The 16,926-nt window shown below is 70.8% G+C and carries 17 protein-coding genes and 1 pseudogene; 6 read left to right on the forward strand and 12 right to left on the reverse strand.

Going from position 1 to position 16,926, the window contains the following annotated elements; genetic code table 11:
- Positions 1–1,804 (reverse strand): annotated as a pseudogene (locus IC63_RS09505) (hypothetical protein); the annotation flags it as partial.
- 228 nt (positions 1,805–2,032) lie between these two features.
- On the opposite strand from IC63_RS09505, the gene IC63_RS09510 reads away from it, so the two are divergent.
- Positions 2,033–3,082 (forward strand): SIMPL domain-containing protein, encoded by a 1,050-nt coding sequence (locus IC63_RS09510; protein WP_052042075.1) that lies wholly within the window; start codon positions 2,033–2,035, stop codon positions 3,080–3,082.
- Positions 3,083–3,188: 106 nt separating this feature from the next.
- Here IC63_RS09510 and IC63_RS09515 read toward each other — a convergent pair whose 3' ends face one another.
- Positions 3,189–4,472 (reverse strand): O-acetylhomoserine aminocarboxypropyltransferase/cysteine synthase family protein, encoded by a 1,284-nt coding sequence (locus tag IC63_RS09515; RefSeq protein ID WP_036719525.1) that lies wholly within the window; start codon positions 4,470–4,472, stop codon positions 3,189–3,191.
- 116 nt (positions 4,473–4,588) lie between these two features.
- Positions 4,589–4,807, reverse strand: a complete 219-nt coding sequence (locus IC63_RS09520) for a YdcH family protein (protein WP_036719528.1) — start codon at positions 4,805–4,807, stop codon at positions 4,589–4,591.
- 204 nt (positions 4,808–5,011) lie between these two features.
- On the opposite strand from IC63_RS09520, the gene IC63_RS09525 reads away from it, so the two are divergent.
- Both IC63_RS09525 and IC63_RS09530 read left to right on the forward strand, forming a co-directional pair.
- Complete coding sequence (locus IC63_RS09525; protein ID WP_036719531.1) at positions 5,012–5,422, forward strand: Hsp20 family protein; 411 nt, start codon at positions 5,012–5,014, stop codon at positions 5,420–5,422.
- Positions 5,423–5,433: 11 nt separating this feature from the next.
- A complete protein-coding gene (locus IC63_RS09530) occupies positions 5,434–5,661 on the forward strand; it encodes a DUF1150 family protein (protein ID WP_036719533.1) in 228 nt (75 codons plus the stop codon).
- Here IC63_RS09530 and IC63_RS09535 read toward each other — a convergent pair.
- The 4 genes from IC63_RS09535 to trxB form a co-directional block, all read right to left on the reverse strand.
- A complete protein-coding gene (locus IC63_RS09535; protein WP_036719535.1) occupies positions 5,658–6,620 on the reverse strand; it encodes a glycosyltransferase family 8 protein in 963 nt (320 codons plus the stop codon). The two genes, IC63_RS09530 and IC63_RS09535, sit on opposite strands and share 4 nt — an antisense overlap.
- Positions 6,617–7,399: a hypothetical protein gene (locus tag IC63_RS09540; RefSeq protein WP_036719538.1), complete on the reverse strand. Its 783-nt coding sequence runs from the start codon at positions 7,397–7,399 to the stop codon at positions 6,617–6,619. Before IC63_RS09540 ends, IC63_RS09535 begins: the two co-directional genes overlap by 4 nt.
- Before the next feature lie 375 nt (positions 7,400–7,774).
- Complete coding sequence (locus IC63_RS09545) at positions 7,775–9,484, reverse strand: bifunctional sulfate adenylyltransferase/adenylylsulfate kinase (protein ID WP_036719541.1); 1,710 nt, start codon at positions 9,482–9,484, stop codon at positions 7,775–7,777.
- Between the two features lie 217 nt (positions 9,485–9,701).
- The gene (gene trxB, locus IC63_RS09550) at positions 9,702–10,712 is read right to left on the reverse strand and encodes a thioredoxin-disulfide reductase (protein WP_052042076.1); all 1,011 of its coding nucleotides are present in this window, start codon (positions 10,710–10,712) and stop codon (positions 9,702–9,704) included.
- A gap of 174 nt (positions 10,713–10,886) precedes the next feature.
- Here trxB and IC63_RS09555 point away from each other — a divergent pair, with 174 nt between their 5' ends.
- Positions 10,887–11,378 carry an Lrp/AsnC family transcriptional regulator gene (locus IC63_RS09555; RefSeq protein WP_036719543.1) on the forward strand — a complete coding sequence of 164 codons (492 nt, stop codon included), beginning with the start codon at positions 10,887–10,889 and terminating at the stop codon, positions 11,376–11,378.
- On the opposite strand, the gene pgeF is transcribed toward IC63_RS09555, so the two are convergent.
- The 3 genes from pgeF to lgt are packed head-to-tail and all read right to left on the reverse strand — an operon-like array spanning position 11,368 to position 14,085.
- Entirely contained in the window at positions 11,368–12,087 is a 720-nt protein-coding gene (gene pgeF / locus IC63_RS09560) for a peptidoglycan editing factor PgeF (protein WP_232222574.1), read from the reverse strand. The two genes, IC63_RS09555 and pgeF, sit on opposite strands and share 11 nt — an antisense overlap.
- Positions 12,088–12,115: 28 nt before the next feature.
- Entirely contained in the window at positions 12,116–13,219 is a 1,104-nt protein-coding gene (locus IC63_RS09565; RefSeq protein WP_052042078.1) for a class I SAM-dependent methyltransferase, read from the reverse strand.
- Positions 13,216–14,085 carry a prolipoprotein diacylglyceryl transferase gene (gene lgt, locus IC63_RS09570; RefSeq protein ID WP_036719545.1) on the reverse strand — a complete coding sequence of 290 codons (870 nt, stop codon included), beginning with the start codon at positions 14,083–14,085 and terminating at the stop codon, positions 13,216–13,218. Before lgt ends, IC63_RS09565 begins: the two co-directional genes overlap by 4 nt.
- 162 nt (positions 14,086–14,247) lie before the next feature.
- Here lgt and IC63_RS09575 point away from each other — a divergent pair, with 162 nt between their 5' ends.
- Positions 14,248–14,523 (forward strand): accessory factor UbiK family protein, encoded by a 276-nt coding sequence (locus tag IC63_RS09575; RefSeq protein ID WP_036719546.1) that lies wholly within the window; start codon positions 14,248–14,250, stop codon positions 14,521–14,523.
- A gap of 78 nt (positions 14,524–14,601) precedes the next feature.
- Here the strand turns inward: IC63_RS09575 and rpoH are convergent, their stop codons facing one another.
- Both rpoH and IC63_RS09585 read right to left on the reverse strand, forming a co-directional pair.
- Positions 14,602–15,504 (reverse strand): RNA polymerase sigma factor RpoH, encoded by a 903-nt coding sequence (rpoH, locus tag IC63_RS09580; RefSeq protein ID WP_036719548.1) that lies wholly within the window; start codon positions 15,502–15,504, stop codon positions 14,602–14,604.
- A gap of 50 nt (positions 15,505–15,554) precedes the next feature.
- Entirely contained in the window at positions 15,555–16,616 is a 1,062-nt protein-coding gene (locus IC63_RS09585; protein ID WP_052042077.1) for an RluA family pseudouridine synthase, read from the reverse strand.
- Between IC63_RS09585 and IC63_RS09590 the strand changes: the two genes are divergently transcribed.
- A complete protein-coding gene (locus IC63_RS09590) occupies positions 16,615–16,920 on the forward strand; it encodes a DUF6476 family protein (RefSeq protein ID WP_036719550.1) in 306 nt (101 codons plus the stop codon). The genes IC63_RS09585 and IC63_RS09590 overlap by 2 nt on opposite strands.
- Positions 16,921–16,926 lie beyond the last annotated feature (6 nt).

Here is a 16,926-nt window from a genome sequence, read left to right on the forward strand (position 1 = left end):
TCGTCGGATCGTTCACCGGGACGCGGCCGGTGGTCGCCGCGCCGTCCGCCGCGATGACGGGAGCCGATGCGGCGGGCGACAGCGCCACGGGAGCCGCGGGAACCGGGGTCGCGGGCGCCTCGGTGACAGCGGGGAAGGTCGCGACAGCCGCCGAGGGGACCGGCGCGGGCGAGACCGGCGCCGGGGTCTCCGGATCATCGGCGGGAACGGTGGTGGCAACCACGGGCGCGGCGGCAGAGGTCGGCGCCGGGGTGCTGGCTGGGTTGGCGATCGGGGTCACGACCGGCCGCACCGTCGGGGCGGTCTCGTCCGTCGTCCGCTCGGTGGAGGGCGCGGCCGGCACCGCCTCGGTCCCGGCCACGACGCCGGACGGGGTTGCAGGCTGCGGGTCGGGGGTGACGAAGGACCAGATCAGCATCAGGCCCAGCAGCAGCGCGCCGAGCATCACCAGCAGACCGCCCACGCCGCCGCGCGCGCCGGGGTGGCGGTCGGCGAGCGGGGGCATCTCGGCGTCACGCTCGCTGCGCGCCGCGGCGGCACGTTCCAGCACGGCCTTGGCGCGATCCGACAGGGGCGCGGGCGGGCGCGGCGGCGCCGGCCGGTCGCTGGCGTCGGTCAGCTCCGAGGGCGGGGCCGCCGGCACCGGCACGGTCTTGTGCGGTTCTGCGGGCGGCAGGTCGTCGGGGAGGAAGGCGGTCACGCTCTTGCCCGCCCGGGCCGGATCGGCGGCGGCGGTAGTGGCGACAGCGGTCGCGAGGGTCGCGATGGGCGCCGCCGGGGCGGGAAGGTCGGACGCCGGGGCGGCGGTCGCGGGCGGGCCCCCTGCCGCCTCGTCGGCCGGCGCCGCTGCCGGCCCCGAGGCCGGCGCGGCCCCCGCGCCAGCCGCGCGGGTTTCTGCCGCGTCGGAGGTGAGGGGTTCGGCCGTGTCCGCTTCGGGGATGTCCGCGGCCGGGGTCGCCAGCGACGCAGCATTCCCGCCATCGGCGTCTTCGCGGTCCGCGGTCGCGTCGGCCGTCTTGCCGGCATCCCCTTGCGCGGTCGGTGCGATGTGCGTCGGCTGGCCAGCGCCCGAAGCCTCAGCCGTCGGCGCCTTCATCTCGGAGGCGACGGCCTCGCTTGCAGCCTCGGAGGCCTCCGCCGCGTCTGCCACGCGGTCGCCGGCGCCGAACTCGACGTCCGCTGCTGCACCGCTCGTCGGCGCGACCGCAGCCGCCGGTTCCTCGGCCGGTTCCTCGACGGCAACAGCCTCTGCGGCGACCTCGCCGGGCAGGTCGGTATCGATCACGGCAGCCGCCGCCGGGGCCGCGGCCCGCGCGTCCGCGAAGCGCGGCGTCTCGGGGAACAGGCCCTCGGCCGGGTCGGCCAGGAAGCCGTCGGCGTCAAAGCCGTGGCGGCGGGCGAAATCCTCGGCCTCGCGCAGGGTCTGGCGGGCGACGGCGGCGACGCGGACGTCGCGCTCTCCGGCCTGGCGCCAGTCCCAGGCGAGTTCGGCCACCGGATAGGGCGTCAGCCCGTCCAGCGCCTGCCCCAGCCCCGTGGCGACGTCGCTTTCGGCCATCGGCAGCGAGGTATACAGGATCTGGTCGTCGGGGATGATCAACGCCACCCGCGCATCGGGCCCGTTGGCGACCAACTTGCGCAGCCGGGCCATTTCCGACCGGAAATCCGGCGCGTCGAACGGCGCCGAGGCGCGTTCTCGCCATCGCGCCGCCGCTGCGGCGCTTGGGGCGGTCGAGCGTTCCATCAGGTGGACCGCATCGCTGCTGAACGACAGGGCGTATTCGGGCGCGGGGCGCGTGCTCATGGGCCGGTCTTTTCTTTTGATGGCCGGTTCGTCGTTTGATGCGCGACCCGGTCCGTTGCTGCTCTCCCCATGGATACCGCATGATTCTGCCCAAGCAAAGCGAAACACCGTTTCGTGACGGGACCATGCGGCCGGTTTCTGCGTTCGTGGCGCGACCGGGCCCTCATGGGCGCGCCGGACCATCTTCGCGCCGCATGACGCGGCGCCAGCCGACAGGAGCACGCGTTCATGCCATCCCCCGCCCTTCGCCCCGCCGTCCTTCGCCCGGCCGTCCTTCTGCCGCTTCTGCCCGGCCTGCCCGCAGGGGCACTGTTCGCCCGCGCCGGGCAGCGGCCCCTGCGCGCCGCGACCGCCGCGATGGGCGTCGCGCTGGCGTTGGCCGCCGCTCCGGCGGCAGCCCAGGTGCCGCCGCCGGGTCCGGGTCCGGGGCACATGCACCCCGGCGGCCCGATGCATGCGGGGACGGCGAAGGTGACGGCGCAGGGCGAGGGTCGCGCCTCGGTCGCCCCGGATCTCGCCACCGTGGGGCTGGGGGTGACCACCCAGGCGCCCACCGCGGCGCAGGCGATGGCCGACAACGCGGCGCGCCAGACGCAGGTGATCGAGGCGCTCAAGGCGCAGGGCGTGGCGGCCGAGGACCTGCAGACCCAGGGGCTGAGCCTGTATCCGGTGCAGACGCAGGCCGAAGGGAAGCCGCCGACCATCACCGGCTATCAGGCGCAGAACATCGTCAGCGTCCGGGTCCGCGACCTGACGCGGCTGGGGCCCCTGCTGGACGCGATGGTCGCGGCCGGCGCGACCGACGTGCAGGGGGTGAGCTTCTCGCGCGAGGACGACAGCGCCGCGCTGGACGAGGCGCGCACTGCCGCCGTCACCGATGCCCGCCGCCGCGCCGAGGTGATGGCGGCTGCCGCCGGCATGGCGCTTGGGCCGCTGGTGACGCTGGCCGAGGGCGGCATGCAGAACGGTCCCGTGCCGATGATGGCGATGGCGCGCGACAGCGCCTATGGCGCGGCCACTCCGGTCGAGACCGGGCAGCTGCAGCTGACCGCGCAGGTGGTGGGGACCTGGATGCTGGTCCCGCCCGGCGGGGCGGGGATGCCCGACATGGGCGGCGGACCGATGCAAGACATGGGGAAGCCCGGGATGGACGACATGCATCGCCAGATGCAGCAGGGGCGCGGGGGAGCGGCGCCGGATGCGACGCCTGAGGCGGCGCCCGCTCCGGCTGGCGCGACGCCCGACGCAAGCGGCACGGCGCCCACGCCGGCCAACTGAGCCCAGACTCAAGTGAGGAAAGGGGCGCCGTGATCCGGCGCCCCTTGTTCGTTGCTCGACCGTCACGCGCCCGAAACCCGGCCTCCGCCGGTCGGGCCGCGGCCGTTCAGCCCAGCGCGGCGTCCAGGTCGGCGATGATGTCGGCGGCGTCCTCGATGCCGATCGACAGCCGCACCATGTCCGGCCCGGCGCCCGCCGCGACCTGCTGCTCGGCCGTCAGCTGCCGGTGGGTGGTCGAGGCCGAATGGATCGCCAGCGTCCGCGTGTCGCCCAGATTGGCGACGTGCGAGATCAGCTTCAGCGCCCCGATCATCCGCACGCAGGCGTCGTAGCCGCCCTTCAGCCGGATCGTGAACAGCGCCCCTGCACCCTTGGGATACAGCCGCCGCACCCGGTCGTGATAAGGCGAGGACGGCAGGCCGGCATAGCTGACTGCCTCGACCCGCGGGTCGGCCTCGAGCCACGAGGCCACCTCGACGGCGTTCCTGACGTGACGCTCCATCCGCAGACCCAGCGTCTCGATGCCCATCAGCGTGTAGTGCGCCGCCTGCGGGTTCAGGGTCATGCCCAGGTCGCGCAGCCCGATGGCGATGCCGTGGAAGGTGAAGGCCGCGGCGCCGAAGGTCTCGTGGAACTTGAGCCCGTGATAGGCGGGCTCGGGCGCCGACAGCGAGGGGAACTTGTCCGAGGCGCTCCAGTCGAACCTGCCGCTGTCGATCACCGCGCCGCCGGTCACGGTGCCATTGCCGGTCAGGTACTTGGTCAGGCTGTGGACCACCAGCGTCGCGCCCTGCTCAATCGGCCGGCACAGCGCCGGCGAGGCAAGCGTGTTGTCGATGATCAGCGGGATCCCCGCCTCGTCGGCGATGGCGGCGATGGCCGGGATGTCGGTGACATAGCCGCCGGGGTTGGAGATCGATTCCGCAAAGATCGCCCGGGTGTCCTTGTCGATGGCCGCGCGCACCGCGTCGGTGTCGTCCAGATCGACGAAGCGGCAGGACCAGCCGAAGCGGCGGATGGTCTGGCCGAACTGGGTGATCGTCCCGCCATACAGCCGGTTCGAGGCGACGAGGTTCAGCCCCGGCCCCATCAGCGGGAACAGCGCCATGATCTGCGCCGCGTGGCCCGAGGAACAGGCCACCGCCCCTGCCCCGCCCTCGAGCGCCGCGACCCGCTCCTGCAGCGCGCTGACCGTGGGGTTGGTCAGGCGCGAATAGATGTAGCCGACCTCCTGCAGGTTGAAGAGCGCCGCGGCGTGGTCGGCATCGCGGAACTGATAGGCGGTGGTCTGATAGATCGGCACCTGCCGCGCGCCGGTCGCGGGGTCGGGCTGGGACCCGGCATGGATGGCGATGGTGTCAAAGCCCTGCGGGCGGGGGTCGTCGGTCATGCTGGAGTCCTTCTGGAATTGCGCCGCGAGAGCCTAGGGCGGCGGCGGGACGCTGACAATCGCCTGCGGTGGCGTCCGCGGGATGGCGCGCGGCGCTGGGCGTGGTCGAGGCGGCCTTACGCGATGATGTCGGGCGTGATCTCGTCCTGCAGCCGCGCGATCTGGTCCTTGAGCGCCAGCTTTTCCTTCTTCAGCCGCCCCAGCGTGAAGCTGCACACAACCCCGCCCGCTGCCATGTCGGCGATCGCGTCGTCCAGCTCGCGGTGGCGCCGGCGCAGCACATCCAGCCGAGAGCGGGCGATCTCGTCATGGGACATCTCGTGATGGGCATTCATCGGGGTCGCACCGGAGGGCTGGAAGTGAGGTCACAGGCGCCGCGGAATCGGGCAGGGATCACCATACAGCGGCCCCCGCCCGATTGATAAGCGAAAGTTTTTCGGACCTTGCGACGGGCGCGGGCCGACCACATATCTGTCGGGACCGGGTCGCCGCGAACGGGGCCCGGCCGATGCAGTCGCTTGATGATCCGAGGACGCCCCATGACCAAGATGACCCTGGGGACCCACCCCTATCTGCTGGGCTTCGACCAGCTGGAGCGGCTGGCCGAGCGTGCCGCCAAGGGGGCCGAGGGCTATCCGCCCTACAACATCGAGCAGCTTGGCCAGGACGGCTTCCGCATCACGCTCGCCGTCGCCGGGTTTGCCGAGGATGAGCTGTCGCTGACGGTCGAGGACCGGCAGCTGATCATCCGCGGCCGCCAGTCCGACGCACCCGACGAGCGGGTGTTCCTGCATCGCGGCATCGCCGCCCGCGCCTTTCAGCGCAGCTTCGTGCTGGCCGAGGGGATCGAGGTCGAGACCGCTGCCATGGAAAACGGGCTGCTGCATGTCGACCTGCGTCGCGTCGCGCCGCAGGCCATCGTCAAGACCATCCCGATCAGCCGAAAGTAAAGGGGATCGCCATGAACATGAAACACGAATTTCCCCACGTTGCCGACGGCAACGTCGTCTATGTCCGCCGCGTGGCAATGGACAGCCTGCCCGACGAGGTCCGCCAGCAGGCGCCGGGGCTGGAATCGCTCTATGCCGTGCACGGCATCGACGGCGAACGCCTCGCGTTGGTCCGGGACCGGCAGCTGGCGTTCTTCCTGGCCCGCCAGAACGAACTGACGCCGGTCAGCGTCCACTAACCCACGCGGCCTGTGCCCGGGGCCCGCGACCGGCGCGCGAGATAGCTTGCCGCAAAGCGCCGCATCGCGGCGCGCACCTGCCAGCGGGCGCGGTATTTCCCCCGCCCGGCGGCCAGCCCGGCCAGCAGCTTGCGCTGCCGGTTCAGGGCTGACAGCCTTTGCCGCGCCTTGACCGGGCCTCGGGGCGGCATCAGGTCGCCGATGCGCGCGGCGTGCCAGTCCCAGATGCCGCCCAGCTCGACCCCGGCCGCGATCCAGGGCTTGAGCCCGACGACGTGGTGGATCACTGCCGGGTCCTGCGGCCAGGCGGTGGCGTCCGGATACGCCGCCGGGTCGGCATAGACGTTGAAACGGGACGGCAGCGGCAGGATGCGGCCAGCAGCCGCGATGTTCAGCGCCGACTGGTCCTCGGACAGCAGCGGGCGGGCGGGGTCGGTCAACAGCGCACGGCAGCGCCCGACGATATCCTCGGCCCGCCAGACGGCAAGGTTCATCACCAGCAGCCCCGCATTGACGTAGTCTCCCCGAGCGATGCGGGTCGATGCGAGTTCGGGTGCGGCCGGCGCCGGGTCTGGGACCGCCGCGACGACCGCCCGGCCCAGGTCGAGCGTGGCCAGCGGCGCCAGATCGGCGGTCACCACCATGTCGCAGTCCATGTAGACCACCCGGTCCGCCTCGGGCAGCAGGTCGGGGATCAGCAGCCGCAGATAGGTGCTGCGGGTCAGGTGTCCGCGGCGCACCGGCAGGGCGGCAAAGGCGTCCGGGTCGATCTCGATCCGGCGCAGCGTGATCCCCAGCCGCGGGCCCAGCGCGTCGATGCGGGCGCGGTTCGCCGGCGAAATGCCGTTGTCCAGCACGGTCGCGCTGAGGCCGGGGGTATGAAACGCCGCCGAGGCGATCAGGACGAGAACGCCCGGCACGTAATTGTCATCCGACCCGGTGACGAGATGCAGGCTCATTGCGCGCTCCATGCCTGCCGCAGCCAGTCGATATTGCCGATCCGGCGATACCAGCGCCCGCCCCGGCCGGCCATCACCTCGGCCATCTTGGGGCTGCCCGCGAACAGCACGATCCTTGCTCCGGGCGGACAGCGCGGGTCGGCGCGGTAGCTGGCGAGCCCGCGCCCCACGCAGTCGTTCTTGAAGCTGACGCACCAGCCGCGCGGCCAGTAAGCCAGAAGGCCTTGGCCGTCGAGGATGTCGCTGACCATCTGCTGTTCATGTTCATAGCGCGCGGCGGCGGCCCTGGGGTCGGCGAGATAGGTCTCGACGATCTCGGAATGGGCGCCGATGCGATAGCGGAAGACCGAGGTGTTGCCGACCATGTGCAGGAAGCGGTCGCGGGCCGGCGCAACCCGGCGCAGCGGCTTGGGCCGGAACAGGTCGTCGTCGCGGAGGATGAGGAAATCTCCGCCCAAGTCGAAGAACGGCGCCAGGTCGTCCACGACGATCAGGTCGAGGTCCAGGAACAGCGCGGTCGCGCCCCCGAAACCGCCGAGGTCCGGGTTGAACAGCGCCAGCTTGCGCCAGCGGGTGTCGCCGCTGCCGTCGGGAAGGCGCAGTTCGGGCAAGGGCCTCGTCTCGACCCCCTCGCCGATGCCGGCGCCATCGTCGGTGAAGCAGATGAACCGATGCGGACGGCGCAGGTGGCGCCGGACCTGCCGGGCCAGCCGGTTCACGTCCTCGGGGCCGTACAGCGTGCCCCATTTCATGGTCAGGATCAGGACGGGGTCGGTCATCGGGCCTCCGGTCAGCCGCTTACCTCGGCGCCGACATACGTCGGCCGGGCGGCAAAAGGCAAACCGGGAGCGTGGAGGCGGCCCTATCCGGCGCTGACGGCGGCCGAGGCGCCGGCGCGGCGCGACGCGGCCGTCTTTGCCGCCTTGGTCCGGGCGGCGGGGGTCTTGCTGCGCGCTCGCTTGGGCTTGCCGGCCGGCTTCGTCTCGGCGACGGCGACAAAGATACCGGCACCGGCTGAAATTTCCAGACAAAAGGGCGTCCTTGGTCAAGCCCTCCCGGGGAATAATGAATCAAATTTTATGCAGTTTGATGTTGCCCAAAAAAAACCCCCGGGCCAGGGGGCCGGGGGTTTCCAAAGTCGCCGAAGCGGCGTCTTACGACAGGCCGATGAGGCCCATCTGTTCCAGCTTCAGCAGCACCTGCTGGGCGGCGTAATCGACGTCCACCCCTTCAGTCTGGACCCGCAGCTCGGGGTTTTCCGGGATTTCATAGGGGTCCGAGATGCCGGTGAATTCCTTGATCTTTCCCTCGCGCGCGAGCTTGTACAGCCCCTTGCGGTCGCGGCGTTCGCATTCCTCGACCGAGGTCGCGACGTGGACCTCGATGAAGGCGCCGAACGCCTCGACCATCTCGCGCACGGCCCGGCGGGTCGCGGTATAGGGCGCGATGGGGGCGCAGATGGCGATGCCGCCGTTCTTGGTGATCTCGGACGCGACATAGCCGATGCGCTTGATGTTGATGTCGCGGTGTTCCTTGCTGAACCCCAGCTCGGACGACAGGTGCTTGCGGACCACGTCGCCGTCCAGCAGCGTGACCGGGCGGCCGCCCATCTCCATCAGCTTGACCATCAGCGCGTTGGCGATGGTGGACTTGCCCGACCCGCTGAGGCCGGTGAAGAACACCGTGAAGCCCTGCTTGTCACGCGGCGGCGAGGTGCGGCGCAGCTGCGTCACCACCTCGGGGAACGAGAACCACTCGGGGATGTCGAGCCCCTCGCGCAGGCGGCGGCGCAGTTCGGTGCCGGAGATGTCGAGGATGGTCGCGCCCTCTTCGACCTCGTCGCGGGGCTCGTACTGGGCACGCTCCTGCACGTAGACCATCTGCTTGAAGTCGACCATCTCGACGCCGATGTCGGCCTGATGCTCGCGGAACAGCTCCTGCGCGGCATAGGGGTCGTAGAAATCCTGGCCCTGGCTGTTCTTGCCGGGGCCGGCGTGGTCGCGGCCGACGATCATGTGGGTCAGGCCGTGATTGCGGCGGATGATCCCGTGCCACACCGCCTCGCGCGGGCCGGCCATGCGCATGGCAAGGTTCAGCAGCGACAGGTGCGTGGTCGCCTGAGGATACTTGTCCAGCACCGCCTCGTAGCAGCGGACGCGGGTGAAGTGGTCCACGTCGCCCGGCTTGGTCATGCCGACGACCGGGTGGATCAGCAGGTTGGCCTGCGCCTCGCGGGCGGCGCGGAAGGTCAGTTCCTGGTGCGCGCGGTGCAGCGGGTTGCGGGTCTGGAAGGCGACGATGCGGCGCCAGCCCATCTTGCGGAAGAAGGCGCGCAGCTCGTTGGGCGTATCGCGGCGGGCGCGGAAATCGTAATGCGTCGGCGGCTGGATGCCGGTGATCGGGCCGCCCAGATAGACGGGGCCGGCGACGTTGTGCAGGTAGTTCACGGCCGGGTGGGCCAGGTCGTCGGCGCCAAAGACCTTTTCGGCCTCTCGCTTCTTGTCCGGGCTCCATTTGTCGGTGACCGACAGGATGGCGAGGATCACGCCTTCCTGGTCGCGCAGCGCGATGTCGGTGCCGGGCTCGATCTTGTCGGCGAAGTCCTGGCTGACATCCAGGGTGATCGGCATCGGCCACAGATCGCCCGAGGTCAGGCGCATGTTGTCCACGACGCCGTCATAATCGGTCTGGGTCAGGAAGCCCTTCAGCGGGTAGAACCCGCCATTCATCAGAAGTTCCAGGTCGCACAGCTGGCGCGCCGACAGGTCCCAGGACAGCATGTCGCCGGCATCGGCCTTGAGCTTCTGGGCCGAATCGGCGTTGACATAAAGTTCGGGGATCGGCGCAAGGTTCGGCTGACTCATCTGCACACTCGGCTCTGGTGACAACATCGCACCACCGGGCGGCTCCGCGGCGTGCGCCGCCCCCTTAGCGGCCAAGCCTGCGATCTGCAACCGAAGCTTATGTGAAAAGCAGGGTTTCGCCCCGTGCATGGCAGGGGGCGTTCTGGGTGTGGCGGGTCACCAGCCGGGGCGCCCGGAACCCCGCGCCAACGGGGCCGCGCCACCCCCGAGGCCGGTGTCAGGCCAGCTCGGTCGCGGCGGCGGGGGTGGTGGCGCGTTCGGCCTCGCCCTGCGCGGCCAGCCAGTGTTCGGCGTCCAGCGCCGCCATGCACCCCATGCCGGCGCTCGTGACCGCCTGACGATAGACGTCGTCGGTCAGGTCGCCCGCGGCGAAGACCCCGGGGACCGAGGTGCGGGTGCTGCCCGGTTCCACCGCGACATAGCCGCCGTGCTTCAGCGTCAGCTGATCCTTGACCAGCTCGGACGAGGGCGAATGGCCGATGGCCACGAAGACGCCATCGGCGGCGACCGTGCGCGTCGTCCCGTCCACGGTGGACCGCAGCAACGCCCCGGTGACGCCCAGGGGGTTTTCGGTGCCGGTGATCTCGGCGATCTCGGCGTTCCAGATCACCTCGATCTTGGGATGTTTGAACAGCCGGTCCTGCATGATCCGTTCGGCGCGCAGGCTGTCGCGGCGGTGGACCAGCGTCACCTTGCTGGCGAAGTTGGTCAGGAACAGCGCCTCTTCCACGGCGGTGTTGCCGCCGCCCACGACGATCACCTCGCGGCCGCGATAGAAGAAGCCGTCGCAGGTTGCGCAGGCGCTGACGCCGAAGCCCTTGAACCGCTCCTCGGACGGCAGGCCCAGCCAGCGCGCCTGCGCCCCGGTCGCCAGGATCACGGCGTCGGCGGTCAGCCGCAGGCCCGAGTCACATTCCAGCACGAACGGCCGCTGCGACAGGTCCAGCCGCGTGACCGTGTCGGTGACGATCCGGGCGCCCATCTCGCGGGCGTGGGTTTCCATCCGCACCATCAGGTCCGGCCCCATGACCTGGGTGTCGCCGGGCCAGTTCTCGACCTCGGTGGTGATGGTCAGCTGGCCGCCCGGCTGCATCCCCTGGATCAGCACCGGCGCCAGCATCGCCCGGGCCGCATAGACCGCCGCGGTATAGCCCGCCGGACCCGAGCCGATGATGACCAGCCGCTGATGGGGCTGGATCGGGGCGGCAGAGGCAGCGGTGTCGGTCATGGCGCGAGTTCCCTGTATGTGCAGAGGCAGACCTAATGGCCGCCGGTCCGGGGTTCAACTCGTCTGATCGGCCCGGTCGACGGACGGCGCATGATCGCGGCGTCGTGGAACATTCTTGCGCCCCGGCGGTCCGAAAGATAATGAAGCGTCGATTTCCCAGCCGCGAGGATCAGCATGGCCGGCGCCAGGCTTGACGACATCGACCGCCATATCCTTGCGGAACTGCAGGCCGACGGGCGGATGACGAATGTCGAACTCGCCCGGCGGGTGGGGATATCCGCGCCCCCCTGCCTGCGCCGCGTCCGCACGCTCGAGGAGCACGGCTATATCCGCGGCTATCACGCCGAGATCGACCCGCGCGAGATGGGGTTCGAGGTCCAGGTGTTTGCCATGGTCCGCCTGCACAGCCAGTCCGAGCGCGACCTGTCGGCCTTCGAGACCCGCGCCCGCGGCTGGGCGCTGGTCCGCGAATGTCACATGCTGAACGGCGAGATCGACTTCATCCTGAAATGCGTGGCCCCCGACCTGCCGACCTTCCAGCGCTTCCTCACGCAGGAACTGACGGCGGCCGAGAACGTGGCCAGCGTCAAGACCAGCCTCGTCATCCGCTGCGCCAAGGACGAGCCCGGCGTCCCGTTCGAGATCGACGCCCCGGCTAAAGCGTGATCGCCGAGATCAGCCGGCCGTAATCCGCCGCGCCCTCGTGGGTGGCGCGGCGATAGCTGAAGAACCGGGCCGGGTCGCCATAGGTGCAATGCCCGATCCAGTCGGCATCGACCCCCAGATCGCGCAGCCGCGCCAGCCCGAAGCCCGGCAGGTTGAACATCGGCCGCCCGTTGGGACCGCCCGAGAAGAAACGCTCGTGGCTTTCATCCTCGGCGGTGAAGCGGTCCATGAAGTCCTCGCCGACCTCGTAGGCGCGCTGGCTGATGCAGGGGCCGATCACGGCGCGGATGTTTTCCGCGCCGGCGGCGCGCATCGCGGCGACGGTGGCATCGAGGATGCCGCCCAGCGCCCCCTTCCAGCCGGCATGGGCGGCGCCGATCACGCCGGCCTCGGGATCGGCGAACAGCACCGGCTGGCAGTCGGCGGTCAGGACGGCGACGGCGATGCCGGGGGTGGCGGTGACGATGCCGTCGGCCTCGGTCACGGCCAGCGCCGCGGGATCGTCGTCCTGCCGCAGCGTGACGACCTTGTCGGAGTGGGTCTGGTGGACGGTCGCCAGACGGTCGGGCCCGACCCCCATCGCGGCGGCGACGCGGGCGCGGTTGATCGCCACGATCGCCTGCTGGTCGGACGAGCCGCGGCCGCAATTCAGCCCCGAGAACAGCCCCGACGACGCCCCGCCCTTGCGGGTGAAGAACCCGTGGCGCAACGGCGCAAGGCTGGGGTGGGTCAGGATCTCAAGCGTCGTCGGCGGGGCTGTTGGCGGAATAGGCCTCAGGGGCGGGACCCCGGATCGGCAGCGGCGCGAATCCGGGCGGCGGCGGGGCACGGCGCGGAAACAGCGCCATCGCCTTGAACAACTGTCCCATTGCGGCGGGCGCGGTCAAGCGGTCAAGCGCCGCCCGCGCCCCCGTATCCCCGGCGGCGGCCAGCCGCTCGGCCCGCTGCGCGATGCCCAGCTGCAGCAGCCAGTCGCCCTGCGGAACCGGATGCGACGCCGCCGCCCCCGCCTTGATCGCCGCCCCGGCCAGCGGCGCGAAATCCACATGCGCGGTCAGGTCGGACTGCCCAGGCCTGTCGAAGATGCCACAAGGCCGGTGCGCGTGCAGCGCCTGCAGGCTGTCCCCCCCGCCGTCCCAGGTGCCATAGTCGATCAGGACCGCCGCCCCGCCGTGGCGCGCGATGCGGCCGGCGATCGCGGTGACGACGGGGATCGCCTCGGCGCAGATTTCCCAGACCTCGCCCAGGGCGCCGGGCCGGGGCAGCGCGACCGGCGGCGCGAGCGCAAGGCCAAGGCCGCCTTGGGTAACGGTGACCATCCGTTCCGCCCAGCCGCCCTCGACCCGCTGCATTTGCCGGATCGGCAGCGCGTCGAAGAACTCGTTGGCGATCAGGAACAGCGGCGCCTCGGGCAGGTCGGCGGCCTGGGCCAGGTGGGAGATGTCGCCCAGCAGGCCCCGCTGGACCGCGCGCAGATGCGGCGAGGCCTCGACCAGCACGACCCGGGCGGCCGCGCGAAACCCCGTCACGCCGGCCGTCGCGCGCAGGATGTCGGCCATCAGCGTGCCGCGCCCCGGCCCGAGTTCGGCCAGCGTGAACGGCGCCGGCGCGCCCTGGTCCAGCCACGCCTGCGCCAGCGCCAGCCCGACGATCTCGCCGAACATCTGGCTGATTTCCGGCGCGGTGGTGAAGTCGCCCCGCGCGCCGAAGGGATCGCGGGTGGAATAATAGCCGTGCTTGGGGTGCAGCAGGCACAGCCGCATATAGTCGTCCAGCCGCATCGGCCCCTCGCGCGCGATGCGCGCCGCGATGATGTCGGCCAGAGGGTTGTCGCCGCTCATCGGCGCCGGAGCGCCCACAGCACGAAGCCCAGCCCGATCGCCACCATCGGCAGGGACAGCAGCTGGCCCATCGTGATCCCCCAGACCGGGCCGCCCAGGACGTGGCCCCACGGGTTCGCGGCCGTGACGAACTGGGCGTCGGCCTGGCGGAAGAACTCGACGACGAAGCGCGCCAGGCCGTATCCGGCCAGGAACACCCCCAGCGCGAGGCCCGGCCGGCGCAGCCCGCCGGCCCGGACCAGCAGCAGCAGGACCAGCCCCAGCAGCAGCCCCTCGAGCCCCGCCTCGTAAAGCTGGCTGGGGTGGCGCGCGCAGGGGCCGGTGATGCCTGGGCAGTTCTGCGCGGCCTCGCCGGGGAAGATCACCCCCCAAGGCGCGGTGGTGGGGCGGCCCCACAGCTCGGCGTTGATGAAGTTGGCGATCCGCCCCAGCAGCAGCCCCGCCGGCGCCGCCACGGCAAGCGCGTCGGCCAGATGCAGCGGCGCGATCCGGTTCCGGCGGGCATACAGCCACGCCGCGATCACCACCCCCAGGAAGCCGCCGTGAAAGGACATGCCGCCCTGCCAGACCTTCACGATCTCGGCCGGGTGGGCGAGATACAGCGCCGGTTCATAGAACAGCACGAAGCCCAGCCGGCCGCCGATGATGACCCCGGCGACGATCCAGGTCAACAGCTCTTCAACCCTGGCCGGCGGCATTGGCGCCGTGCCGCCCCACAGGCCGGGCCGCCGCATCAGCGCCACGATGATCCGCCAGCCTAGCAGCAGGCCGACCAGATAGGCCATCGCGTACCAGCGCAGCGAAAACTCGCGCCCGGCCAGCGTGATCGTGAAAATCTCGGGCGAGATGTCGGGAAACGGGATCATGGGGCCTCGGGCGTTGGCTGGCCCGCTGCTTGGCCGGGCGCGGCCGGGCTGTCAACCGCGCAGCCCGCGGCGTCGCATTGAACCTGCGCGCGGGCGGGCCCATATTGCAGGCCGGACGAGCCCGGCACAGGCGGGCGCGCGACAGCATTGAGGACTGCCAGGATGAACGAACCGAAATCGGGCCAGAACCGCTTTTTCGACGACATGTCGCGGCTGATGACCAACGCGATGGGCGTGGCGCAGGGCGCCAAGGACGAGGCCGAAACGGCGATGAAGGGCTGGGTCGATCGCTGGCTCGCCGACCGCAACTTTGTCACCCGCGAGGAATTCGAGGCCGTGCGCGAGATGGCGATCAAGGCGCGGACCGAAAATGCCGAGCTGCGCGCGATGATCGACGGCCTGCGCGCCAGCGGCGTCCGGAACGACCCGCAGGGCTGACCCTGCCATGAAACAGCCGCCGGCCCATTGGCGCGGCGGCTGTTTTTCGTCATCGCGGCGAGGCCGGCGGCGAGACCCTCAGGCCTCGCCCGTCTCCATCCCGCGCTCGCTTGCCATGCGGCGCATCCGTTCCTGCAGCTTTTCGAAGGCGCGGACCTCGATCTGCCGGATCCGCTCGCGCGAGACATTATAGCGGGTAGCCAGCTCTTCCAAGGTGATCGGGTCGTCGCGCAGCCGGCGTTCGGTCAGGATGTCCTTCTCGCGGTCGTTCAACACGTCCATCGCGGCGGTCAGCATCGAGCGGCGTTGGTCCAGTTCATCGGCCTCGGCAAACGCCTCGGCCTGGTTGGCATCCTGGTCTTCCAGCCAGTCCTGCCATTGCGCGGTGGAATCGCCGTCCGCCGACCCGACCGTCGCGTTCAGCGAGGCGTCGCCGCCCGACAGGCGGCGGTTCATGTCGACCACCTCCTGCTCGGTCACGTTCAGGTCGTGCGCGATCTTTGCCACGTTTTCCGGGCGCAGGTCGCCTTCTTCCAGCGCGCCCAGCTTGGACTTGGCCTTGCGCAGGTTGAAGAACAGCTTCTTCTGCGCCGAGGTGGTGCCCATCTTCACCAGGCTCCACGACCGCAGGATGTATTCCTGGATTGAGGCCCGAATCCACCACATCGCATAGGTCGCCAGCCGGAAGCCCTTTTCCGGGTCGAACCGCTTGACCGCCTGCATCAGCCCCACATTCGCTTCCGAGATCACCTCGGCCTGGGGCAGGCCATAGCCGCGATACCCCATTGCGATCTTGGCCGCGAGCCGCAGGTGGCTGGTGACCAGCTTGTGGGCGGATTCGCTGTCCTGATGGTCCACCCATGCCTTGGCCAGCATGTATTCCTCTTCAGGTTCCAGCAGCGGAAACTTGCGGATTTCCTGAAGATAACGGTTCATCCCCTGTTCGGGGCTGGGGGCGGGAAGATTGGTATAGCTGGCCATCGGACGTCCTGAGAAATAACGGTAACGAGGCGATCTTAGCGCACCCGACCCTAATGGTCAGGAAACGCCACCCCGGTCGCCGCAGTTCCCCGCAGGCTGGCCAGCAACTCGGCCATGTCGGCGGGCAAGGGGCTGTCGAAGGCGAGCCAGCGCCCGTCCGCCGGATGGGCAAAGCCCAGATGCGCGGCGTGCAGCGCCTGGCGCGGGAACGCCGCCACCGCGTCGGCCGCCGGACCCAGCGCCCGCGTCGAGGCCTTGCGCGCGCCGCCATAGACCGGATCGCCGATCAGCCCCAGCCCGCAATGGGCCAGGTGGACGCGGATCTGGTGGGTGCGGCCGGTTTCCAGCCGGCACGCGACCAGCATCGCCGCGGGCGGCGCGCCGAAGCTTTCCAGCATGACCGCCCGGGTCACCGCATGGCGGCCGCGCTCGGCGTGGACCGCCTGGCGCTGGCGGTCGGTCGGGTGGCGGGCGAGCCTTGTGGCGATCTTCAGCACGCCGCCGGGTTCGAAGCTGACGCCCGGGACACCGCGCAGCCGCGGATCCGCCGCGTCGATGGTGCCATGCGCGAGCGCCAGATAGCGGCGCGCGGCCGAGTGATCCTCGAACTGGCGGGCGAGCGCGTGGTGGGCGCGGTCGGTCTTGGCGACGACCAGCAGGCCCGAGGTGTCCTTGTCGATGCGGTGCACGATGCCCGGCCGCGCCGCGCCGCCGATTCCCGACAGGCTGTCGCCGCAATGGGCCAGCAGCGCGTTGACCAGCGTGCCGTCCGGCGTGCCTGGGGCGGGGTGGACCACCATGCCGGCGGGCTTGTCGATGACGATCAGGTCCTCATCCTCGTAGGGGATGACGAGGGCGATCGGCTGCGGCTGCGCCTCGATCGGCTGCGGCTCGCCCAGGGACACCACATAGGCGCCCGGCAGCGCCCGCGCCTTGACGTCGGTCAGCGGCCCCGCGGGCCCGGTCACCGCGCCCTGCGCGATCAGCTTCGCCAGCCGCGACCGCGACAGCGACGCCTCGGCTGGCGCGGCGGCGGCCAGCGCCTTATCAACGCGATCGAGGCTGGCCGGATCGCCGGCGTCGGCGGCAAGGGTGATGATGAGGTCGGGCATGGCGCGCGATGATAGGCGAGCGGACGAACAGGCGAAAGTGCCCGAACTCGCCTGGCTGCGCCGCGTGGTGACGGGACTGGCGCTGGCGATGGGGCTGGGGATCGTGGCGCTGGTGGCGATCCTGTGGCTGCGTCTGTCGCAGCCGCCGCTGCCGGACCTGCCGGCCGAGATCGCCCTGCCCGCCGGTGCCCGCGCCGTCGCGGTGACCTTTGCGCGCGACTGGACCGTGGTGGTGACCGAGGCGGGCGAGGTGCTGGTCTATGACCGCGCCGGCCGACTGAAGGACCGCACCGCGGTGGACTGAGGCTGC

The sequence above is a fragment of the Paracoccus sphaerophysae genome, from assembly GCF_000763805.1.
In the GTDB taxonomy this organism is placed as follows: domain Bacteria; phylum Pseudomonadota; class Alphaproteobacteria; order Rhodobacterales; family Rhodobacteraceae; genus Paracoccus; species Paracoccus sphaerophysae.